General features: G+C 58.3%; 17 protein-coding genes and 1 pseudogene. 12 read left to right on the forward strand and 6 right to left on the reverse strand.

Annotated features, from left to right (window positions below; genetic code table 11):
* The first annotated feature begins 348 nt into the window (after positions 1-348).
* Complete coding sequence (locus SBC1_RS22935; RefSeq protein WP_165095552.1) at positions 349-2,625, forward strand: acyltransferase family protein; 2,277 nt, start codon at positions 349-351, stop codon at positions 2,623-2,625.
* 113 nt (positions 2,626-2,738) lie between these two features.
* On the opposite strand, the gene SBC1_RS22940 is transcribed toward SBC1_RS22935, so the two are convergent.
* Positions 2,739-3,065, reverse strand: a complete 327-nt coding sequence (locus SBC1_RS22940; RefSeq protein ID WP_165095550.1) for a cupin domain-containing protein — start codon at positions 3,063-3,065, stop codon at positions 2,739-2,741.
* A gap of 272 nt (positions 3,066-3,337) precedes the next feature.
* Between SBC1_RS22940 and SBC1_RS40010 the strand changes: the two are divergent.
* The 3 genes and pseudogenes from SBC1_RS40010 to SBC1_RS22955 all read left to right on the forward strand — a co-directional run.
* Positions 3,338-3,475, forward strand: a pseudogene (locus SBC1_RS40010) (LysR family transcriptional regulator); the annotation flags it as partial.
* Positions 3,476-3,620: 145 nt separating this feature from the next.
* Complete coding sequence (locus SBC1_RS22950) at positions 3,621-4,262, forward strand: DsbA family oxidoreductase (RefSeq protein WP_165095548.1); 642 nt, start codon at positions 3,621-3,623, stop codon at positions 4,260-4,262.
* Between the two features lie 138 nt (positions 4,263-4,400).
* Positions 4,401-4,850 (forward strand): PaaI family thioesterase, encoded by a 450-nt coding sequence (locus SBC1_RS22955; protein WP_165095546.1) that lies wholly within the window; start codon positions 4,401-4,403, stop codon positions 4,848-4,850.
* A gap of 49 nt (positions 4,851-4,899) precedes the next feature.
* Here SBC1_RS22955 and SBC1_RS22960 read toward each other — a convergent pair whose 3' ends face one another.
* A complete protein-coding gene (locus tag SBC1_RS22960; protein ID WP_165095542.1) occupies positions 4,900-6,216 on the reverse strand; it encodes an MFS transporter in 1,317 nt (438 codons plus the stop codon).
* Between the two features lie 53 nt (positions 6,217-6,269).
* On the reverse strand, positions 6,270-7,451 hold the full coding sequence (locus SBC1_RS22965) for a M20 aminoacylase family protein (protein ID WP_165989023.1): 1,182 nt from the start codon (positions 7,449-7,451) through the stop codon (positions 6,270-6,272).
* Between the two features lie 137 nt (positions 7,452-7,588).
* Here SBC1_RS22965 and SBC1_RS22970 point away from each other — a divergent pair, with 137 nt between their 5' ends.
* Positions 7,589-8,521 carry a LysR substrate-binding domain-containing protein gene (locus tag SBC1_RS22970; RefSeq protein WP_165095535.1) on the forward strand — a complete coding sequence of 311 codons (933 nt, stop codon included), beginning with the start codon at positions 7,589-7,591 and terminating at the stop codon, positions 8,519-8,521.
* Here the strand turns inward: SBC1_RS22970 and SBC1_RS22975 are convergent.
* Positions 8,504-8,977: an Lrp/AsnC family transcriptional regulator gene (locus SBC1_RS22975; protein WP_165095532.1), complete on the reverse strand. Its 474-nt coding sequence runs from the start codon at positions 8,975-8,977 to the stop codon at positions 8,504-8,506. The genes SBC1_RS22970 and SBC1_RS22975 overlap by 18 nt on opposite strands.
* Before the next feature lie 120 nt (positions 8,978-9,097).
* Between SBC1_RS22975 and SBC1_RS22980 the strand changes: the two genes are divergently transcribed.
* Complete coding sequence (locus SBC1_RS22980) at positions 9,098-9,997, forward strand: DMT family transporter (RefSeq protein ID WP_165095529.1); 900 nt, start codon at positions 9,098-9,100, stop codon at positions 9,995-9,997.
* 33 nt (positions 9,998-10,030) lie between these two features.
* Here the strand turns inward: SBC1_RS22980 and SBC1_RS22985 are convergent, their stop codons facing one another.
* Entirely contained in the window at positions 10,031-10,831 is an 801-nt protein-coding gene (locus tag SBC1_RS22985) for a hypothetical protein (RefSeq protein WP_165095524.1), read from the reverse strand.
* 330 nt (positions 10,832-11,161) lie between these two features.
* Here SBC1_RS22985 and SBC1_RS22990 point away from each other — a divergent pair, with 330 nt between their 5' ends.
* The 4 genes from SBC1_RS22990 (at position 11,162) to SBC1_RS23005 (ending at position 17,257) form a co-directional block, all read left to right on the forward strand.
* A complete protein-coding gene (locus SBC1_RS22990) occupies positions 11,162-12,310 on the forward strand; it encodes a CaiB/BaiF CoA-transferase family protein (protein ID WP_165095521.1) in 1,149 nt (382 codons plus the stop codon).
* Between the two features lie 1,076 nt (positions 12,311-13,386).
* On the forward strand, positions 13,387-15,267 hold the full coding sequence (locus SBC1_RS22995; protein WP_241202222.1) for a chitinase: 1,881 nt from the start codon (positions 13,387-13,389) through the stop codon (positions 15,265-15,267).
* Positions 15,267-16,043, forward strand: a complete 777-nt coding sequence (locus tag SBC1_RS23000; protein WP_165095515.1) for a hypothetical protein — start codon at positions 15,267-15,269, stop codon at positions 16,041-16,043. Before SBC1_RS22995 ends, SBC1_RS23000 begins: the two co-directional genes overlap by 1 nt.
* 83 nt (positions 16,044-16,126) lie before the next feature.
* The gene (locus SBC1_RS23005) at positions 16,127-17,257 is read left to right on the forward strand and encodes an ImmA/IrrE family metallo-endopeptidase (RefSeq protein ID WP_165095511.1); all 1,131 of its coding nucleotides are present in this window, start codon (positions 16,127-16,129) and stop codon (positions 17,255-17,257) included.
* A gap of 70 nt (positions 17,258-17,327) precedes the next feature.
* On the opposite strand, the gene SBC1_RS23010 is transcribed toward SBC1_RS23005, so the two are convergent.
* Positions 17,328-18,881, reverse strand: a complete 1,554-nt coding sequence (locus SBC1_RS23010; protein ID WP_165095508.1) for a sensor histidine kinase — start codon at positions 18,879-18,881, stop codon at positions 17,328-17,330.
* A 256-nt stretch (positions 18,882-19,137) separates the two neighbouring features.
* Between SBC1_RS23010 and deoC the strand changes: the two genes are divergently transcribed.
* The gene (gene deoC / locus SBC1_RS23015; protein WP_165095503.1) at positions 19,138-20,151 is read left to right on the forward strand and encodes a deoxyribose-phosphate aldolase; all 1,014 of its coding nucleotides are present in this window, start codon (positions 19,138-19,140) and stop codon (positions 20,149-20,151) included.
* A 34-nt stretch (positions 20,152-20,185) separates the two neighbouring features.
* On the forward strand, positions 20,186-22,576 hold the full coding sequence (locus SBC1_RS23020) for an aldehyde dehydrogenase family protein (protein WP_165095498.1): 2,391 nt from the start codon (positions 20,186-20,188) through the stop codon (positions 22,574-22,576).
* Positions 22,577-22,593 lie beyond the last annotated feature (17 nt).

Here is a 22,593-nt window from a genome sequence, read left to right on the forward strand (position 1 = left end):
CGAGCTGTAGCTTAGCCTGTCACCGCGGCCCGCGAGGACATCCGTTCGGTACAGGCGGGTGGCTGGATACATTGCGAGGAAAAGAGACGGACGCCGCATCTCTCAGTCATGAGGCGAGTGAGGCTGAGCATAATATCAAGCTGTACTGCCGGGTTTTTATGCCCAGGCCAACCGATAGATTGTGACTCGAATAAACGGCCGCTCCTGATCATGTCGATCGGGCGGAATGGGGTACATGCCACTGATCGCACGCAGGCAGGGGCCGGCCAATTTCGGTTGTTGGCTGCGTCCCCCTGAATTTGAATACCTGGCGCCAGCAGAATGCTAGCGAGATGAACTGACAGTGTCATGTCACATTGGCGCGAACGGTTTATCGATGGCCGCGCACCGAATCCCGGAGCGGGTATCATTCGGGCCAGCGTCGAGCAGACCGGTCGCCAGGCCCTCGGTGAGCCCAAGCTAGATATGGTGCGGCTGACGAGCGGCTGCTCCGCTTATGACTGCACGACCGAAATTCGATTCAACAAATCCGCCCTTCCGCCTATGAGTGACACTGTTTCTCCTCGCCGTACCCATCATGCACAAAGTTATCGTGCGGACGTGGATGGACTTCGCGCTTTGGCGGTCATCGCCGTCATGTTCTGCCACGCTGGTTTCGCGGCGTTTCGCGGCGGATTTGTCGGAGTAGATGTCTTCTTCACGATTTCGGGTTTTGTCGTTACCAATTCGATAGTTGATGATCTGAATCGGAACGCGTTCTCGTTCAAAGAGTTTTATGCCCGTCGCGGGAAGCGACTGATTCCAGCGCTTTATGCGATGCTGGCGGCGACCTTCGTATTCAGCCTGCTGTTTTGCGTGCCTGAAGACACGTTTCGGCTCGGAAAAAATATCCTTGCTGTCGCGACCATGACGTCCAATATCTTCTTGGCCAAGCAAACGGGATACTTTGCTCCTGAGGCAACCGACCAACCGCTCCTGCACACGTGGTCGCTGTCGGTTGAAGAGCAGTTCTATATTGTGTTGCCGCTACTCCTGGTCGGTCTCTATCGTACGGCGAGAAGATGGACGACTCCTGCTCTTGCAACGCTTGCGATCGCTTCCTTCGCATTCGCTGTGCTGGAGGCGCATCGCGGCTCCACCGGCGCGTACTACTTTGCTCAGTATCGCGGTTTTGAGTTTCTGGTCGGCTCTCTTCTGGCCATATTCGAAAAAAGGAGCGCAGCGGGGAAAGCGTTCATCTTCGATGCCGCGTTCACTACGGGTATAGCGCTGATACTGGCCGGTGTATTGGGCGTTAGCGTGGCGTCGCAGTTTCCGGGTCTCGGCGCAATCGTACCTTGCGCGGGAGCGCTGATCGTTATCTACAGTGGGCGGCGCACTCGATACGCTCATGCTCTCCTGTCGAATCGCGTTGCTGTTTTCCTTGGCAAGATCTCGTATCCAATCTACCTTTGGCACTGGCCGATGTTTTTTGCCTTCAGGCGATTTGGTGCGCAGAGCGTGGTGGCTCTTGCGGCGGCAATGGTCGCCACGTTGGGACTCGCGGCCGTCACCTATTGGGTAATCGAGCGTCGAGCGCAACGCGTGTCAATGGGCGCTAATAAGACACTGCTGGCCTTCATTGCTGTCCCTCTTCTTGCGGCTAGCATTGTCGCGGGCATCGGCAAGCTCACAGACGGCTTCTTGTTCGCTTATCCCACCAGGATTCAAGCAGATGTCCACTGGTCAGGCACCGCGCTTTTTGACATGCCGCGAGCCAAGGATTGTTGGTCGAAGGTGGGGGTGACCGCCGCAACCACGTGCACGCTGGGCGATCCGGGGTCCTCCGATAAGGCGATCCTTTGGGGAGACTCGCATGCGTATCATTTGATTTACTTCTTCGATAAATTAGGAAAGGCAAAGCACATCGCGGTCCACGACCTGGCGTTGACGCTTTGTCCGCCGATCGAGAATGAACCGTTGCACGCGGGCGATGCGACCTACGAGGACATTCATCAACAATGCGTCGCTCACGACCGCGAGGTTATGAAATATGTGATGTCCAACGATGACATCAAAACCGTGTTCATGGCGTCCGCGTGGCAAAACTATCAAAACGATGCCACCGGGGAAAATGTGCAGCCGAGTGCGCACGGATTCATGCCGGGCCAGTTGGAAAGGGAGTTGGGCAACACAATAGGGAAGCTCGTCGCAGCGGGAAAGCGCGTGGTGATAGTGAACGACGTGCCAATGATCCCGAACGAGTTGATCAACTGCACGTTCTACAACCACTTGTTCTTCCCGGTTCAAAAGCGTGCGTGCGAATTCGATGCCCGCATTGCCCGAGATCAGCACGCGCCGATCAAGGCAATGCTAGACAGACTGAAGGGCCGATATCCGCAGGTCGCGATCATGCATACGTTCGATGTTCCGTGCAGTGACGGGATATGCAAACTCGACTTTGACGGTCTGCCTATCTATCGCTACAACGACTATCACCATCTAAGCCTCGCCGGGAGCTCGTTATATTTCGGAAAGTACGTTGAAAAACATCCGGGCGAGGTAGGCGAGATATTCGGCGATGGCGACGGAAAGATGCAAGCGGGCAATGGGAACGTCGCAGTTACCAAAGTGAGCGCCCAGTAGCGTTTCAGCCGCGCTAAGCAAACATCCCTTGCGGGACCCTGCGCAGCATGACAGGGATCGGACGACCAGCCCCCATTCGAATGAGAGGTTTGCCGCGTACATCGGGCAAAGCGTTATACAGAGTAACAGAGCAGAAACAGGCAACCCTTACTGCTGCGGAACGACTCATCGGCGGTACCTGTTTCTGCGACACCTGCCCAGCCAGCGCTCAAAACCTGGCCGTTTTGAATGGCTTCCCCTTCCAGCATGAAGATGAACTCCGGTCCGCCGTGGATATGAGTGGGAAAGACGGCGCCGGGCTCGAAGCGCACCAGTTGCATGGCGCGCCCGTTTGCCTTGCCAAGGTTCTTCACCGTTACGCCATCTGCCAGTTTCGAGTCCTGCCATGGGGCGGTGTTGCTATCGGTGAAGGTGAACTTCGCTTCTTGTCGCGCACTCATGGCCGTCCTCCTGATCTGGAATTTCGCCGGGATATTGTCAATGTAGCTGGTCTATCGTTGCTTCTCCGGAGCGCGCTCAAGGGTCGCGTCGCCCATCCGATTGTCGCGTGCCTTGAGCGCCTTCCCGGCGTCCTGGATATCACGGACTCCCTTATTCTGGCTCAGCTTGCTCTCGCCCGCGAGTCGAGTCATATCGGTTTGCAAACCGACGATCGATCTGACCATTGTGTCGATGTATTCCCCGGTGCGTTTCCCATTTTCCACGGTTCGGGCTGCTGCTTAACCATGACACGCCGAACGCCGATATCTTCGCGGTGTATTCGCAGCGGCATCAGATGTCCAACCGGATTCGTGCTTTCCTCGACTTTATTACCCACGATCTTCGGAATGAAGCGGGGGAATTCAAGTAGGCGGCTGACAACTGCAGGGGTTAGGCCGGCGCTGCGGGATAGGGCAACCGGTCCGGCAAGCATTTGCAAATCCGGCTACGCTATGTGCGGCTGTTGCCCTCGTGTCGAACCGATGGCGCAACGGGTAATCATCATCAGGAAAGCAATGAAACAACCCATCAGAATCGATTTCATCTCCGACATAGCGTGCCCGTGGTGCGCTGTCGGTCTATCGTCGCTGCAACTTGCGCTGTCACGGTTTGGCGATGCCGTCGACACCGAGTTAGTCATGCATCCCTTCGAACTGAATCCGCAGATGGACGAGGAAGGTGAAGACCTTGTCGAACATATTGGAAAGAAATACGGGCGCACTCCGCAACAGATAGCCCAGGCGCAGGCTGATCTCCGGCAACGCGGCGCGGATGTTGGCTTCACCTTCGGCCCGCGCACACGCATCTATGGCACCTTCGATGCACACCGCTTGATGCATTGGGCGGGTATCAAAGGCAAACAGGTACAGCTTAAGCAGGCGCTGCTGCAGGCTTATCATGGCGAGGGCAAGGCCACGAGCAACCGTGATGTTCTGGTCGAAGCGGCGGAATCTGTGGGGCTTGACGGAGCTGAGGCGCGCTCGGTTCTGCAAGGAGGGGACTATGCGAATGAGGTTCGTGCGGAAGAAGAGAAATACCAGGCAATGGGCATTCATTCGGTGCCGTCGATCATCTTTAATAACCGCTACCTGCTGACTGGCGCACAACCCGTCGAAACGTTCGAGAAAGCCATTCAACAGATCCTGGACGAAGCGTAATGTGACCTCGGCATGGAGCCGGCCGATAGTGTTGCTCGGGAACGCCGGAAATAGACCCTTGGGTCACGATCACTCTTGCGCCAGCGAAGTGTGCATATTCACAGTATCATCGTTTTCAAACCAAACGGAGATGAAACGATGAGCCTTATCGATGAAACCGGCGCGGGTCTCGACGGCCTCGCGCAGTTGCGGGCGTTGATGTCGTCGGGGCGCAAGCCCGGGATTCTGGAGTCGCTGAATTTCGATTTCGTTGAAGTCGATGCCGGCCGCGCGGTCTTCGCTGGCATACCGGGCGATCACGCGTATAACCCGATCGGCACGGTTCATGGCGGCTATGCCGCCACGCTGCTGGATTCGGCATGCGGTTGCGCGGTCCATTCGCGGCTCACGGCCGCGCAGGCGTACACCACGCTGGAGTTAAAGATCGCGTATCACAAAGCGGTCACGCGCGACTCCGGATTGCTGCGCGCCGAGGGCCGCGTGATCTCGATCGGCCGCCGCGCCGCATTTGCTGAAGCCACACTGACCGATGCTACCGGGCGTTTGTATGCATCGGCGACGTCGACGTTGCTGGTGTTCGAACGCTGATCGTTGCCGTGAGAGCGGGGCGGCTGGTCATGCCGCTTCGCCTGGTCAATCAATCCAGCGCCTTCTGCGACTTTTCATCCATGAATGCGACGGCGATCACCCCCAGCAGACCGCAGCCGATCACATACCATGCGGGCGCGAGCACACTGCCGGTCGCCACGATCAGCGAGGTCACGAAGAATTGCGCGAAGCCGCCAAAGATCGCCACGCCCAGGCTATAGACCACGGCGCCGCCCGTAGCGCGCACCGAGCGAGGAAAGAGCTCGCCGAGCATGGCGCCCACGCCGCCAATGTTGATCGCGTGCACCGACGAAAGAAGCGTGACGACCGTGAGCAGCGTGCTGGTCGTAGGCCATCGGTTCAATGCAACGAAGGCCGGATAGATCGCGAGCAGCAGCACGATGCGCGAGCCTTGCGCGAGCGTGTTGCGTCCGAAGCGGTCAGTCAGGTATCCGCCAACCGGTACGAGCAGAAAGATGATCGCGCCCGATACACAGCCTGACAGCATCGCAATGCCTGGCGGCAGGCCGAGCGTCTTGACGGCGTAGATCGACAGATAGAACACGATGATGAAATGCGCCGATGTCCCGGCAATCGTCAATCCCAGACCCGTCAGCACGGCACGCCGGTGATCGCGGAGTACATCAAGCAGAGGCAGCTTCGGGGCTTTTTGCTTGGGCGTGTGCATGGGCTCTTCTTCGAGCGTCTTGCGCAACCACCAGCCGACCGGCACGATCAGCGTGCCAATCAGGAACGGCACGCGCCATCCCCAGCTTTCGAGTTGTGCGGTCGAAAGCGAGGCCGTCAATGCGACGCCGGTCAACGCGCCTGCAAGCGCTGCAAGCCCTTGGCTTGCAAATTGCCACGACGCATACAAGCCGCGCCGGTTCGGCGGCGCTTGTTCAGGCAGAAGCGTAGTCGATGCGCCCACTTCACCGCCCGCCGAAAACCCCTGAATCAGCCGCGCGATCACCAGGATGACAGGTCCTACGAACCCCGCTTGTCCGTAGGTCGGCGCAACAGCGATCATTGCCGTGCCGACTGCCATTAGCCCGAGCGTGAGCACCATCGCCTTCTTGCGTCCGGCGCGATCCGCGTACATGCCGATTACAAGGCCGCCCACGGGCCGCGTGAAAAAGCCCACACCGAAACTCGCGACGGCAAGCAGCAACTGCCCGACCGGATCATGCACGGGAAAGAAAAGCTTGCCGATTAGCAATGCGAAGAATCCATAGACAGTGAAGTCGTAGAATTCGAGTGCATTACCCACGGCTGCCGCGGTGACGAGCCGCACGCGGCTTTGTTTGCGCTGACTTAGCGCAGCGCGCGGCTGAACGTCGAGGCCTGATACGGTCGGAATGCTCATGTCTTCTCTCGGAACGCGGTGGGTGCTGCAGGTGGGGGCAGATTCGGAATGACTCAGTCGGCGAGATACGCTTCGGTCAGGCGCACCCAGTAGCTCGCGCCGATGGCAAGAATGTCGTCATTGAAGTCGTAGCCGGGGTTGTGGACCATGCAGCTTCCCTTGCCTTCGACGCCGTTGCCGATCCACGCATATGCACCCGGCACGACTTCGGCCATGAATGCGAAGTCCTCGCTGCCCATGAGCGGATGCGCCTGGGTATCCACACGTTGCGTACCGAGCATCTTCTGAGCGACTTCGGCAGCGAATGCAGTCGGTTCGGCATGATTGACGAGCACGGGATAACCCCATTCATAGTCAATCTCGGCCTCCACCCCGAACGACGCCGCCTGCGCATGGACGAGCGCCGTGATGCGTTGGCGCAAGAGATCGCGCACCGTTGGATCGAGCGCGCGGATCGACAGTTTCATCTCGGCGGTCTGCGGAATCACGTTGAAGGTATCGCCGGCCTTGACGCTGCCCACCGAGATCACCGCTGACTTCTGCGAATCGATTTCCCGGGCCACAATGCTCTGCAGCGCGAGGATAATGCCCGCCACCGCTGGCATGGGGTCGCGCGACAGGTGTGGCAGCGCGCCGTGCCCGCCCAACCCGCGAAGCACGATCGTGGCGCGGTCGGCTGAGGCCATTGCGGGCCCGGTGCAGAAGTTCATGCCGCCGGTTTCGTAGCCCGGCATATTGTGCAGGCCGAACACGGCGTCGCACGGAAACTGTTCGAAGAGACCGTCTTCAATCATCGCGCGTGCGCCGCCGTAGCTTTCTTCGGCCGGTTGAAAGATCAGCGTCAGCGTGCCGGAGAATTGCCGGCTTTCCGCGAGGTAGCGTGCCGCGCAGAGGAGCATCGCAGTGTGGCCGTCATGACCGCAGGCGTGCATGGTCTTCGGTACGGCGCTGGAGTAGGGAAGGGCGGTCGCCTCTTCGATAGGCAGCGCGTCCATGTCGGCACGCAAGCCAATGCGACGGCTGCCTTCGCCCATTTTCAGCACACCGACCACGCCCGTTTTGCCGAGGCCGCGCGTCACTTCGTAGCCCCATTGCGTGAGCAGGCTGGCGACGAGGTCGCTGGTCGCCCGCTCCTGAAACGCGAGTTCCGGATTTGCGTGGATCTGGCGCCGCACCGCGATGAGATCCGGTGCAATGGCTGCTATTCCGGGAATGACGGGATCGACTGACAGCATGACTAACTCCTTATTACGTTTCGATATTTCGGCGTGACTGCACTCGATCAAGCATATAAAGTCACAAGGAAAACCAAAAGACAGTTAATTAAATTTGTGACTACCCTTGGTTGTCGGTATAAACCCGGAATTTCCCGATGAAATACCATCAGTTGCGCGCGTTCCTCACGGTGGCCGAGCAGGGCAGCATCCGCGCGGCGGCGCGTAGCCTGCATCTTTCGCAGGCGGCGTTGACGAAGGCGTTAAAAGAACTCGAACAGGATCTGGGCGTGCCGCTCGTGCTGCGCACCGCGCGTGGCGTGCAATTGACCGCGTTCGGCTCGCAGTTGAGGATTCGCGCGCAGATGGTGGTGAGCGAGATGCGTCGCGCGGAAGACGACATCGAACATATGAAAGGCGCGGTCACCGGCAACGTGGCAGCCGCTGTCACGCCGACCGCCGCGTTGTCGATCCTGCCTAAAGCGTTCAGCGCATTTCGAAAGAAGATGCCGCATGCGCGCGTGAGTTTTATCGAAGGATTTCCGGGCGTTGCGTTGCCGCGTTTGCGTGACGGGTCACTTGACTTCGTGGTGGCCGTGATCGTGCCGGAGCATCTCGGTCCCGAGTTCGATTACATCGAGCTTTATAAAATCAGTTCGGTGGTCGTCGCGCGGCAGGATCATCCGCTGGCGCAATGCACGTCCCTGGCTGAACTCGTCGATGCGGAATGGCTGCTGAATCCGTCGCCCGAAAGCTCGACACGCGGCCTGCTCGATTTCTTCGCCGCGCGCGGTCTGACGGTGCCGCAGAAAATTATCGAGTGCCCGAGCTTCGTGATTGCGCACGGGTTGTTGCGCGGATCCGATACCGTTGCGATGTTGCCCGAGCCTTTGCTGGACCAACCGTGGGTGCGCGAGGGCATTGCCGTGTTGCCGATAGCCGACCTGCCGCCGCCCATTGCAATCGGCGTTGTGACTCGCCGCGACAGCCCGCTGACGCCGGCCGCTTCGCTGCTGCTGGATTGCTTGCAGGACGCGGTGACGTCGCTAAGGTTGAACGTTCCGGCGCGCCGTTCAATCCAGGGGCGGTAACCGGCGTTCGACAGGCGTTGACTTGATGATCGCAGTGCTTGTCTCGGCCCGCTCCGCAACCTTCGAAAGAATCTCGTCGAGTTGTTCGATTGTCTTGAGAAAGAGCCGGCAAACAAAACAATCGTCGCCGGTGACTTTGTCGCATTCGACGAATTCGGGAATGCGTCGAATAGCTTCTTCCACCAGATGCAGTTGACCAGGCAGCGGCTTGACTCGAACGATAGCCTGAAGCGTGTACCCCAGTGCACGCGGGTCGAGCCTGACAGCGAACCCCTGGATTACGCCACGCGCTTCGAGCTGGCGCACGCGCTCGGCTGTGCTGGGCGCAGACAAGCCAATCCGGCGCGCGAGTTCGCTCATCGCGATCCGGCCGTCTTCTGATAGAACGGCGAGCAGTTCGCGGTCGGTCTGGCCGAGCAAAACAAGACCCGGCGGGGAAGAAAGGCGATTCTTCAAATGGACCTTCGATTTGAAGTTAAAACGTCGATGTCCGCTCATTTTACACATGGAATCACGCTTGGCCGCCCACTAGACTTATTAGATTGATAGAGCTGGCACCACTTGAAAGGCGAGACGATGAGCTCAAGAGAAATGCGCGTTGGCTGCGTAGAAATGAGTGTAGCGATGCTGATATCCGGCACGGTCGGCTGGCTTGTCGTGTCGTCGCAGCAAACACCGATGAACGTTGTGTTCATTCGTTGCGTGTTCGGCGCGGCGACGCTGCTCTTGATCTGTGCGTTAAAGGGCATGCTGCGCAGAAGCTTGTTCTCATGGCGCATGCTTGGACTGGTTGCGCTCGGCAGCGCCACGATTGTCGGCAACTGGGTGCTGCTGTTTGCAGCGTATTCGCGAGCCTCTATATCTATGGCGACCACTGTCTATAACACCCAGCCGTTCATGCTTGTCCTGCTCGGCGCGGTGGTGTTTCGCGAACGGATCACCTTGCGCACAATTCTCTGGCTCAGCGTCGCGTTTTTAGGCCTGGTGTTGGTCGTGCGAGTGGAGCCTGCGGTGTTGGCCAAGCCTGGTGAATATCTGGAAGGGATCGGCTATGCGCTCGGCGCGGCATTTCTCTATGCGATCTGTTCGATCGTGACCAAGCAGCTCAAGGGAACGCCACCCCATTTGATTGCGTTGTTGCATGTGGCGCTTGGCATCATCATGCTCGCGCCGTTCGTCGATTTTCGGCATCTGCCTACCACCCCGAATCATTGGGCGGATCTTGTCGTGCTCGGCGTGGTGAACACCGGCATCATGTATGTGCTGCTTTATGGCGCCATCCAGAAACTGCCGACGGCGGTGACAGGCGCGTTGTCCTTCATCTATCCGGTCGTGGCGATCATCGTGGATAGGGTCGCGTTCGGACAACGCTTAGGATGGCTGCAGATTGTTGGTGCAGCGCTGATTCTGCTTGCGGCCGCTGGAACGACTTTAGGGTGGGAACTCATGCCGCGAAAACGCACGGCTTTCGAGTAGCCGATCATCAGGCATTTTTTCCGGGCAACGCGCTTATTTCACCAAGTGCAGTCTTTTAGCCAGCACAATGCCCTTGTCGCGGTTGATCAGCCAGATGTCGCTGACGTTCGCATGAAGCGTTGCCGTGTACGTGGTGATGTCGGTGGGTTCCTCGTTGCTCGGGTCGGTATGGTCCTTGGTTTGCGTCAGATAAGGCGGTACCACGCGACAGATCAGTACGAGCGCGAGATCACCGTCTTCTGCGGAAAAAGCCGTTGGCGACAGCACGAAGCGCCCATGCACAGTTGTCTTGTTTTGCCTGTTGACGGGATCCAGCTCGACGATATCGACGGTCTGAATATAGCCCTTGGATATCGCTTCGGCCGCTACCACCAGCTTTCGGCCACGGGGGCCGGCGATGGTCTTCTTGAGGACAATTGTGTCGGGGTGGTCGCTATCCGATAAATCCACGTCTACCGTCATCACGCGGACCTTCGACCGGTAGCGGATTCCATACGGTGCGGGCACCACGAACGCCAGATCGCGGGTCAGCTTGGCCTCCATTAACGCGGAGTCGTGGAGCGTTTTCGGCAAGGCATCGGCGATCTCATCCTCTACTCGATGCGCGAACGAGCGCGTCTTGCTATCGGTGAATTTGCGCGCCAGAGCGTCCCTGACAGCGGCCGGATCGTCGCCGGAGAAACCGGGCGTTACGACAATGCTGGCCGGCGTAACGTCCTCTGTTTCCGTCGCTGTGACCGCGCTGCGGGTTGTTTGAGCCTGGGCAGTCACACACACGCAAAGAAGAGTCCAAGCGGCGCTTACGCTCGCTCGTTTGATTTTCTGAAGACTCATTAGCAGACTCCCATGGACATGATTGCGGACCGCCTGGTCTTCTTGCTGCACGAGCAGCATTCGAGTCAATTCATTGCAATTCAATTCTATTCAATCGTACCCGGCTAGAAAAGATAAATGGGGACATTGGAGCGAGGGCGCGGGTTTAAACGTAAGGTGGAGACGCCCGTTGCACTGATGTAGAGTTTCTCGAATCGACGAGCATCGGGAATTCGGGTGCTTAAGAGAAACGCTGGTCTCGAACAACCTTTCACTAGGGAAAACCAATATGAAGTCTCCCGCAATTCGTGCGTTGCCGAGCCGGGATTGTTTATCGCGTGGGACGTTGCGATGAGTGGGCCGCTCAAGGGAATTCGCGTGGTCGAGATGGTCGGGCTCGGGCCGTGTCCGTTCGCCGCCATGATGCTTGCCGACATGGGTGCCGAAGTGATCCGCATCGATCGTGAGCCGACCGGCGGCGCTACGCCGTATCCCATGCAAGGCACGAAATTCGATGTGATGGCACGCGGGCGCCGTTCGCTCGCGCTTGATCTCAAGCAACCGGAAGGGCGTGAGCTGGCGCTGCATCTTGTTGCTCAGGCCGACGCGCTGATCGAGGGTTTTCGTCCTGGCGTGATGGAGCGGCTTGGCCTCGGGCCGGACGTCTGCCTGGAACGCAATCCGAAGATTGTGTACGGCCGAGTCACGGGCTGGGGGCAGGATGGTCCGCTGGCGAAGGCCGCCGGGCACGATCTGAATTACATCGCGATGAGCGGCATGTTGCACGAGATAGGCAGTAGCGATGCCCCGCCGGTGCCCCCGCTGAATCTGCTCGGTGACTTTGGCGGCGGTGGCATGATGCTCGCGTTCGGCGTGTTGTGTGCGCTGCTGGAAGCGCGCGGCTCGGGCAAGGGCCAGGTGATCGATGCCGCGATGGTCGAAGGCTCCGCGCTGCTCGGCGCGATGATTTACGGCTACAAGGCGTTTGGCGCGTGGGCGGGCGAACGAGGCTCGAGCATGCTTGCTGGCGGCGCGCATTTCTATACGACCTACGCGTGCGCGGATGGCAAATTCGTCTCGGTCGGAGCGATTGAACCGCAGTTCTATGCTTTGCTGCTGAAGCTCTGCGATATCCACGATGCCACCTTCAATAGCCAAATGGACTGCGCGCAATGGCCTTCGCTGAAAACGAAAATGGCCGCCATCTTCGCGACGAAAACCCGGCAGGCGTGGTGTGAATTGATGGAAGGTACGGATGTGTGCTTTGCGCCCGTGCTCGATATGGACGAAGCGCCGGAGCATGTGCATAACCGGGCGCGGGGGGCGTTTATCGACGTGGACGGGGTGACGCAACCGGCCCCGGCGCCGCGCTTTAGCCGTACGATGCCGGAGGTGAGTTCGCCGCCCTCGCGTCCAGGGCGGGATACCGACTCAATCCTGCGGGACTGGAACGTGCCGGGCGAGTTGATCGAGAAGTTGCGGGAGAAGAAGGTGGTTTAGGGGCTATCCATTGCACGCAAGTCGTCACGGCGACCTGGTTCTGTTCGCACCCGTCGCGCATCTGTAGCCGTTGTGCGTGGAATGTGTTGCGAACGCGGTGGATTTAATTGAATCTCGACGCGTCACGGAAGGACATCGGCGGCAGGGTGTTGATGTCGGGAAAACGATGCAAGCGCGCTTCGGCTTGGCGCTACGCGGCCCTTGCTGATCTTGGTCGGCGACAGTTGATCTCAAATCCCGGCGGTTTTGTCGCTGCATGTTTGAGATGTTTCTTGTGTGCTGTCTGATACTCCGCGGTTTGTCTCATTTACTTGCTTTTAAAAATGTCAAATTAGGTTGACGCGTCACTCAGTCGCTTCAAAAGCCGGAATTATGTGCGAGTGCCTTTCGTATTTCGAAATGCGCTTTGACACTTAACTCTGACTGGGTTGGTAATGACGCCTGCGACGCCTGCTAGACCAAGCAACACTCCTCTGCCGTCCCAAAAGCCGGACGACAGTCCACCCGCAGCTTTGAACTTTGCCTTCCCTTTCAAGAGGTCGGATGGCAAGGACTTCATTGATGAACACCAATTCCACGCGCTGCTCGCACGCGAGAGCGGCGGCTTCTTTCCCGTCAGTGATTCGGGCATGTGGCACGGCGGCATTCACGTCACCGCAGGCGGTGCGGGCGCATCGCTCGATCTGAACAATGGCGTGCGCTGCCTGGCCGATGGCGAAGTGGTTGCATACCGGGTTGATCGTGCGTACCCGGTGAGTGAACTGTCGGCGCTCGCTGGCAAACCTGCCGTCAAAGCGACCTACAGCACGGGCTTTGCGCTCGTTCGCCACACGACGGAATTTCCGCGCGGCACGAAGCTAACCTTCTTCAGCCTGTACATGCATCTGAAGAGCTTCGAGGAATATCAGAAAGACACCGCGCTCAAGATGCCGTCGTACTGGACGAAGGTCTGGAAAGTCACGCGGTTTGCCAAGGACATACCCAAGCCGGATGTGCATCGCGGGAAGGCTGCTGCGGGACAGATCGGGCTAAACATTCGTTCCGCGCCTATCGGTCGAGCGCCCATCAGCGCGTCCGTGATTGGCATCCTGCGCCAAGGCGCGCGTGTGCAGATCGGCGCGCAACAGGGCTCGTGGGGGCAGATTGCATCGATTGAATCGGGTGGTCCTGTCATTGCCGCGAGCGTGGGCAGTTTCGCCGATCCGAAGGCAAACACCGGCTGGATTTTTCTGGGCAAAGTACATGGCCATCAATTGATGGAGGCAGTGCTGTCGGAGGCGCACTTCGATCAGGTTGTCGTGTTGCCTAAACCCGTCAAGATCAATGCGGGAGACCTGATCGGGCATCTGGGCCGATACGACCAGTTAAGCGAGCCGAGCGCAGGCAACCGGATGGTGCACATCGAGGTGTTCTGCGATGCGAAGGTCAAGCCGTACATTGAGCAAGGGCGGGCGTGGGTCGAGAAAAACGCGTGGAAAATCGAGCCCACGATTCTGCGTATCGACCGGCGAGTGAAGCTATATGCGGCGATGGGCCAGGAAGGCGCTGATGCACCTCAAACGGGTGTCATCCAGATTTATCCACTTTCAGCGCTCGCACAGGGTCCGAAAGAGGATCAGTTCGAGGAAACGACCGCCGGCACAGATGGATCGAAGTTCCATTGGTGGAAGGTTGATAGCGCGGACGTTCGACGCGCACCGATCGCGGGTTGGGTGCGTGAACAGAATCATGCGGGTGGCAGGGTGACCCGCGAGGCGGCGTGTACGTGGGTGGACTTCGAGATACACGAAGAAGCCCATGACCCGATGCACACGATGTTCGCCACACCCAAGGCGTATCTGGATTATTGGCTCGACGCGGATGAGCCGGACGTGCCCGCGCTCGCGAAGTTGAGTCCGCTCGCGGGGAAGGTGTATCGGTCAGTGTTTACAACGGGAAGCGGCTCACACGCGGCTGACGAATTGCGCAAGGCTTCGAGGGACCCATGGTTGCAGTTGCGGTTATCGCGGCTGATCGTGAAGCATGAGAGCGAATGGGCGAATCCGGGGAAGTGGAAGCAGCTGTACGAGTGGATCGAGCAGCGTACCGGACACGATCCAGCGCATGAAGAGGAACAGAAGCGCATCGCGAAGCTGGTGTGGTGGGATGCAGTGACGGGGAAGATTGAGGGCTTTCCGGAGTCGGCGGATGTGTTTCATATTCATCCGGTGGGATTGGTGGGGAATTTCTTTTCAAAAAATTTCGGCAAAATTGATGTTGGGATGCTTCGCAAAGTGTGGCCATCTAAGGCTGTGTCCGACGCTAAACTTCAAGAATTAGCCGACGAACTTAACCCGAACCTGGACGCGTATAAGCTCAATTCGTCTAGACGGCTTATGCATTTTTTCGCGCAAGTTCGACAGGAGGTTGGACCAACGTTTCAACTGCAGGAAGGGCTCAATTACCAACCGTCAGCACTTAAAGCAAATTTCGGGTATTTCAGACGCAATCCCGAGGAGGCGGAAATATATGGCCGAACAGACGCTCACGCGGCCGATGAAGTTGAAATCGCCAACAGAGCTTATAACGGTGTGACAGGAAACCGCGGTTTGGGAAACGGTGACCTTTCAAGTGGCGACGGATGGAAATTTAGGGGGCGTGGGCTAAAGCAGACCACGGGCAGATTCAATTATACCGAGTTTAATAGTAAATATCCCCTTGTGTGGCCTGGAGAGGCGCTCGATTTTGTGAGCAATCCGGACTTACTGGGACAGATGCGTTATGCAGTGCGCGCCGGTGTATTTTTTTGGCTTCACGCGCGACTTTACGACGAGGCGGATAAGACGAATGGTGAAAACTGCGACAGCGTTGTTGACTCGATTACGCAGGTGATCAATCGGCATACTGACAGCTACGGAGAACGTCGAAATAACTATAAGCGGTTTACTTCTGAAAAAATCTTTAATGATATTAAATAATGAAAAAATATATCGTGGCCGTTGTTTGGATATTTATCTATTCGTCGACACATGCATGTACTGTCTCTGAAAATGAAATCTTAGAAAAATATCAAAAAAATATCAGTGAAAAACATCAAGGACAATCGCTCGATTTCGCTCGGTTAGAATTAGCATGCAAATCGTGGCCTGCGAAGAATGGGGTATCAATTTTAGTGTCACCTTACGTGTCCACGATAGCTCGGCACGATGATCAGCAATTTCTCGGGCTCGCAATAATGTTGGTAGACGATGCAACAGGGGAACGAGTGAGCGAGCTCGACGATTTCCCTATTTCAACTGTAGACGCAATTTCTCCACGCTCGGTTGATATTGATACTGCTGTCTACAAAGTCACTAGCAAGGATCTTGCTTTTGGACTGAGAATCAGACAGAAAAATTCATCTAGCGTGAATCCATTCAGTGAGGAAATGCTCAATCTTTATTTTCCCGATGGCACAGACATAAGAAATATACTTACAGGGCTGGTCACTAGTGGTTCTTCAGGGGAAGGAGGTGAGCAGTGCGCCTTTGAGAGGGATAGTAACGCCGCTGTCATATCGATCCTGAAAACCGAGTCGAATAAATTTCACGACCTGAAGGTGCGTCAGGAAGTAACGTCGTGGGTAAGCAGGGCATCAAGAAATGGCTGCATTGAAAGTTTAAGCAAAAAAACAACTCAATCATATGTAATAAAATTCAAAAATAAAAGATACGAAATTCCTTCTCAAATTAAAAGTTTATCGTTGAATAAATAGATATTCGAGTTCCGCGTATCAAGAGTGTGCGATGCGCATAAGGTGCGCGACTACATCTCCCGCCCCAACGCCGACACTGGTAAATGACAGTTGAATTCGATGCGGCCAATCTGAGACTGGTCCGCTGCGCCCAAAGTCTTTCGCTCGCTGATGTAGGAGAGGCCGTCGGCAAGTCGAAACAGTTCATCCAGCGGGTTGAGTCAGGAATGGCTCAACCCACTGATGAACTCGTCGATGCGCTGGCTTCCGTGCTTCGCGTGCAGCGGCAGTTCTTTTTTCCGGGCGCACCGCAAGCGTTGCCAGAAGACGCATTCCATTTTCGCAAGCTGACGACTGCAAAGCTGAGCGACAGGCAGACCGTTATTGCTAAAGGCGAACTCTTCCGGCGGTTCGTCGCTTCGATCGACGCCAGGTTGCGGCTTCCCAAACTGGACTTTCCAGAATTTCCAATCGATAGCCCTGAAGCGGCAGAGCGAGCCGCAGAGAAGTGCAGGGCGCATTGGGGACTGGGAATGGGCCCGATCGGCAATATGGTCCGCGTGCTTGAAAACGCCGGAGCGGTTGTGACCGCGTTTGAAAACTCGGCGAGGGATATTGATGCATTGTCTATCGCGTCGTCCCGGCCAATCGTGGTGACCAACCCCAGCGACGCGTCAGCGTGCCGCGTACGTTTTGGATACGCACACGAGTGCGGTCACTTCGTTGGACACGTCGGCCGAAAGACGGGGGACAAAGCATCGGAGTCCGAAGCGAATCGGTTTGCCAGTGCTTTCCTGCTTCCTCGAAGCACTTTCGTCAAAGAATTTCCGGCCTTGAGAGGCGGCACGCAGGTTAACTGGATAGCGTTGTCGCAACTTAAAATGCGGTGGCGCGTGAGCAAGGCAGCGATGCTGTATCGCGCACGGCAACTGAACATTCTTGGTGAAGACCAATATAAGCGCGCGCTGTTGGGACATCTGTTTGAAAAAGGAGAGCGCCACATCGAGCACGAGGACATATCCATTCCGCATGAAAAACCGGAGCTTCTTCATAGTGCAATGACCGTTCTCAGAGAAAAACTGGGTTTATCGTTGAACGATATTGCCGTGTCCGTGCACATGACCCGCGCCTTGCTCGCAGAAATTGCTCCCTTAGCGGACGACGAGCATGAGGCGGGGGATCGCGTTGTTTCGCTTGCGCGATTCCGGCAAACTCGCGAGAAAACCGGCGGTTGATGAACGTTCTTGCGCATCGGTCTGGACCCGATGCCAACGTGTGCTCCTAACGCTATCCGCTAACTCACCTTCACCCCGCCGGAAACCTCACCACAATCCGGCTGAACGGCACCGATCGGTCAACAGTAACTGCGCCCGCGCCCTTGCCGGCATAGGTTGTCACGAGCCGCATACCAAGCCCAGTACCCTGCGGTTTCGGGAAGTCGATGGGAAAGCCGTCTCCCTCGTCCTCCACGGTCAGCAGCACGGCAGCCTCGGAACGTTCCAGCTTCACGCGCACCGTCCCGCGCCCGTACTTGAGCGCGTTGGTCACGAGTTCCGCCGTCACCAGCCCGAGCGGCGCGAGACGCGCGGCAGGCAGCACAATCGACTCTCCTTCCAGCGATACCTCCCGCCCCGCCGCCAGTTCGGCCAGATCGGCCGTCAAGCCGCGCAAGTAACTGGTTGCATCCGTGGCTTCCGCGCCGTCGTCCTGATAGAGCCGGTGATGCACCGACCCAACCGTGCGCACGCGCGTGGCTGCCGCCTGCAAATGCGTGGCGACGGATTTATCGCCGGCAAGATTCGCCTGCAGCGCGAGCAGCGTCTGCACAAGTTGAAGACTGTTGCGAACCCGGTGATGAACCTCTTTCATCATCAGCGCCGAATTGCCAAGCTGCGTCTCCTGGCTCAACACGAGCGCGGCAAGTTTCTCCTCGTTCTCGTGCCGTTCGGTGACGTCGCGCATGGTCAGCACGATGCGCTTCACGTGTTCATCGGTATCCAGAATAGGTGCCACTGACACATCCCACCAGCGGGCATCGCCTGCGCGGGTCGGGCAAGGTCCTTCGAACCGAACCGGTTCGCCCGCTGCGGATTTCGCCAGTGCCTGCAGGACTTTCTGGCGTTGATCGTCGGGCCACAGGTCGGCGCAAGTCGTGCCGCCGACCTCCGCGAAGTCGTCAATGCTCAGCGCCGCCAGGCCGTTATCGTTCATGAATTCGATACCGCCATCCAGCGACAGCACCTGGATGCAGTCGATGCTCGCGTTCAGCACGCTGGTGGAGAACAGTTCGTCGGCGCCGCTTTGCGATTCCGCGGCCAACCGTTCGCGGCTCATGGAGATGACGTTCGCGATCGCTTCCAGGAAAACGATGTCGGTTTCGCTGAAGTCTTCGTCGTCGGAGCTATCGGCTTCAAGCACGCCGAAGGTTTCGGGAATGCCGCGAATGGGGACGTTGATCGCGCGCTTGATGCCGTGCCGGGCGAGCAGTTCGGGCGTTCGGAAACGGTGTTCGGTGCCGAGATGATTCGACAACACCGGGCGGCCGCTGACGAATGCGTGGCCGGCGGGACTGGCGTCGTCGGCGCCGAGTTCGGTCGTGCCGATGTCGGCCGGGTCCCAGCCGATGCCGGCTTCCAGCACGAAAGTTTCGCTTTCCGGCTGATAACGGAGCACTTTGGCGAAGCGCGAGCGGAGTCCGGCCGATACAGCCTTGCAGGCTTCGTCGAGGAGAACGTTCGCGTTGTGTACGCGCAGCACGGACGTCGCGAATTGCACGGCAATCTCGTGCTGAAGGCGCAGACGGCTTACCGAGCGGTCGACGGCGCTGCGGATCGTTTCTTCGGGTGGCAATGCATCCATCGGGTTCTCCTTGACCGCGGTGTCGCCCATGATTTTTACGGCGATCGGTGCTCAAAGGCCAATTCTAACCGTGGAGATTAAAAGGCCACCTATTTGGACCGAGCGTTCGTTCCATCAGGCGCTAACCCCAGCCCTCAGCAAACTGCGAACCGCCTCTCTCGGTATAATCCCGAATGTTATGATCGTAACAACAAGGTGTTAGAATAATCCATCGATTAACCGGAAAATGTTGTGCGATGCACAACCGGCCATGCTCATGCTCGATGTTGCTTCCCAACCTGTCGTCCCCTTGCGCAGCAAACCGCTCCCTCATCAGGAGCAACAGCAGCGCAATCCTGGCGTCCCGCTAGACCTCTCCTGGCTAGACAGCCTGCGGGTCAACCAGTCGGCAGTCGCCCGGCGAGTCAGCACGCTAGGCACGCGCCGCGCGGTTAAAAAGGATGCACAAGCCGCTTGGCTGCTTAAAGCCATCACGTGCATTGACCTGACCACCCTCAACGGCGACGACACCGCCGCCCGCGTCGAACGCCTGTGCGCCAAAGCACGTCGTCCGATTCGCGACGACCTGCTGGAGTCGCTAGGAATGCCGCCCGGTTCCATCAAGACCGGCGCTGTGTGTGTGTATCACCGCTTCGTTGGCACAGCCGTCGCCGCGCTCTCCGGTAGCGGCATCCCGGTCGCGGCCGTTTCCACGGGCTTTCCCGCCGGCCTGATTCCGCATCCGCTGAAGTTGAAAGAGATCGAGGCGTCGGTGAAAGACGGCGCGGCGGAAATCGATATTGTCGTCACGCGTGAACACGTGCTCACCGGCAACTGGCAGGCGCTCTACGACGAAATGCGCGATTTTCGCGCAGCGTGCGGCCCGGCGCATATCAAAGCGATTCTCGCCACCGGCGACATTCGCACGTTATCGAATATCGCCAAGGCGTCCATGGTCTGCATGATGGCCGGCGCCGATTTCATCAAGACTTCCACCGGCAAGGAAGGCGTCAACGCCACGCTCGACGTCTCGCTCGTCATGGTGCGCATGATTCGCGACTACCTTGAACGGACGGGCGTGATGATCGGCTTCAAACCAGCGGGCGGCGTGTCTACCGCCAAGTCGGTGCTCGAATACCAGATTCTGATGAAGGAGGAGCTAGGCCGCGAATGGCTCGAACCGGAACTGTTCCGCATTGGCGCGTCGAGTCTGCTCGCCGATATCGAACGGCAACTCGAGCATCATGTCACCGGCCGCTACTCGGCTTTCCATCGACATCCGGTTGCTTAACTCAGCACCGCATCATTTTTATACGAGCTCCCTAATGAGCGTAGCCGACTACTTCACCTCGATGGATTACGGACCTGCACCGGAAGACGACGGCGCCGCGCGCGCCTGGCTGGATCAACACGCGACCGGCTTTGGTCATTTCATCGACGGCGCCTTTCGCGCGCCATCGGCCGGTGAGCACTTCGACTCGCTGGAACCCGCGACAGGGCGCGTGATCGCAAGCATCGCGCAGGGGGATCAGGCTGATATAGACGCAGCAGTTGATGCTGCTCATCGCGCGCTGCCCGCGTGGCAAGCGTTGGGCGGCGCGGGTCGCGCACGGCATTTGTATGCGCTCTCGCGCATGGTGCAGCGGCATGCGCGGCTCTTTGCCGTACTCGAATCTCTGGATAACGGCAAGCCGATCCGCGAGTCGCGTGACATCGATATCCCTCTTGTGGCAAGACACTTTCTGCATCACGCAGGCTGGGCGCAATTGCAGGACCGCGAGTTCGCCGACTGGGCGCCGCTCGGCGTGATCGGCCAGATCGTGCCGTGGAATTTTCCGCTGCTGATGCTCTCGTGGAAGATCGCGCCGGCGCTCGCGCTGGGTAATTGCGTGGTGCTGAAGCCCGCCGAATACACCCCGCTGACCGCGTTGTTGTTCGCCGAGCTAGCAGCGCGCGCAGGCTTGCCCGCAGGCGTGCTGAACGTGGTCACCGGCGACGGCCGGACCGGCGCTGCGCTGGTCGAACATCCGCGCGTGGCGAAGATTGCGTTCACCGGGTCGACGGAAGTAGGCCGGCAGATTCGCGTGGCGACTGCGGGCTCGGGCAAGTCGCTTACGCTTGAACTTGGCGGCAAGTCGCCGTTCATCGTATTCGACGACGCCGATCTCGACAGCGCCGTGGAAGGTGTCGTCGATGCGATCTGGTTCAACCAGGGCCAGGTCTGCTGCGCCGGCTCGCGGCTGCTGGTGCAGGAAGGCGTGGAGAAGCGCTTCATCGATAAACTGAAACGCCGCATGGACACGCTGCGCGTTGGGCCGTCGCTCGACAAGGGCATCGATCTGGGCGCGATTGTGGATGCGGTTCAGCTTGAGCGGATTCGTTCGCTTGTTGAGCGCGGTGTGCAGGAAGGCTGCGAGATTCATCAGCCCAAGGGTTTGCGCTTGCCCGAACAAGGAGCGTTCTATCCGCCTACTTTGGTGACGAACGTCGCTCCCGCGTCCACGCTCGCACAAGAGGAAATCTTCGGGCCTGTGCTGGTGACAATGAGCTTTCGCACGCCTGACGAAGCGGTCGCTCTGGCAAATCATTCGCGTTATGGTCTCGCCGCAAGCGTCTGGAGCGAGACCATCGGCCGTGCGTTGGATATCGCGCCGCGCCTGCAATGCGGCGTGGTCTGGATCAACGCGACCAATCTCTTCGATGCCGGTGTTGGCTTCGGCGGGTATCGCGAATCGGGCTTCGGCCGTGAAGGTGGACGCGAGGGCATTTACGAATATCTGAAGCCGCGCGCGTGGACTAAGTTGGCCGTTCGTTCCGAGCCTTCCGAGCATGTCGCGCAGCCTTCCGCTTTCGAAGCGGATAGCAATGTCAGCACACTCGACCGTACTGCTAAGTTGTTTATCGGCGGCAAGCAGGTTCGACCGGACAATGGTTACTCGCGGCTGGTGCATGCGCCGTCGGGGGCGATCGTCGGTGAAGTGGGCGAGGGTAATCGCAAGGACGTACGTAACGCCGTAGCCGCTGCTCGCAACGCTGAAAAGTGGTCGCAAGCCAGCACGCATAACCGTGCCCAGGTGCTGTATTACCTCGCGGAAAACCTGTCGGCACGTGCCGATGAATTCGCGAAGCAACTCGTGGCGCGGACCGGCGTTTCCGCCGCCGATGCCGAGCGCGAAGTCGAAGCATCGATCACGCGATTGTTCACTTACGGGGCATGGGCCGACAAGTTCGATGGCGCGGTGCATTCGCCGCCGCTAAGAGGCGTTGCGCTGGCAATGCACGAACCGCTTGGCGTGATTGGCGTGGTGTGCCCGGATGAAGCGCCGTTGCTGGGGCTCATTTCGCTGATTGCACCGGCGCTTGCGCTGGGTAACCGCGTGGTCGCCGTGCCGAGCGAAACCTGCCCGCTGATGGCGACCGATTTTTATCAGGTGGTCGAGACGTCGGATGTGCCGGCGGGTGCGTTGAATATTGTCACCGGTGAGCGTAAGGCGCTGGCGTCGACTTTGGCAAAACACGACGATGTCGATGCGTTGTGGTGCTTCGGCGGCGCGGATTTGTCGATGGTGACTGAGCGTGAATCGGTGGGCAACCTGAAGCGCACGTTCGTGGATTACGGCCGCGTATTCGACTGGTTCGACGCCGCAAGCGAAGGCCTGCCGTTCCTGCGCCAAGCCGTACAAGTAAAGAACATCTGGATCCCGTACGGAGACTGAACGCCAGCCGCCCGGGT

This window comes from Caballeronia sp. SBC1, assembly GCF_011493005.1.
In the GTDB taxonomy this organism is placed as follows: Bacteria; Pseudomonadota; Gammaproteobacteria; order Burkholderiales; family Burkholderiaceae; genus Caballeronia.

Coding starts and splice junctions, on each gene's coding strand:
- SBC1_RS22935 (WP_165095552.1), top strand. CDS start 349: ATGTCACATTGGCGCGAACGGTTTATCGATGGCCGCGCACCGAATCCC.
- SBC1_RS22940 (WP_165095550.1), bottom strand. CDS start 3,065: ATGAGTGCGCGACAAGAAGCGAAGTTCACCTTCACCGATAGCAACACC.
- SBC1_RS22950 (WP_165095548.1), top strand. CDS start 3,621: ATGAAACAACCCATCAGAATCGATTTCATCTCCGACATAGCGTGCCCG.
- SBC1_RS22955 (WP_165095546.1), top strand. CDS start 4,401: ATGAGCCTTATCGATGAAACCGGCGCGGGTCTCGACGGCCTCGCGCAG.
- SBC1_RS22960 (WP_165095542.1), bottom strand. CDS start 6,216: ATGAGCATTCCGACCGTATCAGGCCTCGACGTTCAGCCGCGCGCTGCG.
- SBC1_RS22965 (WP_165989023.1), bottom strand. CDS start 7,451: ATGCTGTCAGTCGATCCCGTCATTCCCGGAATAGCAGCCATTGCACCG.
- SBC1_RS22970 (WP_165095535.1), top strand. CDS start 7,589: ATGAAATACCATCAGTTGCGCGCGTTCCTCACGGTGGCCGAGCAGGGC.
- SBC1_RS22980 (WP_165095529.1), top strand. CDS start 9,098: ATGAGCTCAAGAGAAATGCGCGTTGGCTGCGTAGAAATGAGTGTAGCG.
- SBC1_RS22985 (WP_165095524.1), bottom strand. CDS start 10,831: ATGAGTCTTCAGAAAATCAAACGAGCGAGCGTAAGCGCCGCTTGGACT.
- SBC1_RS22990 (WP_165095521.1), top strand. CDS start 11,162: ATGAGTGGGCCGCTCAAGGGAATTCGCGTGGTCGAGATGGTCGGGCTC.
- SBC1_RS23000 (WP_165095515.1), top strand. CDS start 15,267: ATGAAAAAATATATCGTGGCCGTTGTTTGGATATTTATCTATTCGTCG.
- SBC1_RS23005 (WP_165095511.1), top strand. CDS start 16,127: ATGACAGTTGAATTCGATGCGGCCAATCTGAGACTGGTCCGCTGCGCC.
- SBC1_RS23010 (WP_165095508.1), bottom strand. CDS start 18,881: ATGGATGCATTGCCACCCGAAGAAACGATCCGCAGCGCCGTCGACCGC.
- deoC (WP_165095503.1), top strand. CDS start 19,138: ATGCTCGATGTTGCTTCCCAACCTGTCGTCCCCTTGCGCAGCAAACCG.
- SBC1_RS23020 (WP_165095498.1), top strand. CDS start 20,186: ATGAGCGTAGCCGACTACTTCACCTCGATGGATTACGGACCTGCACCG.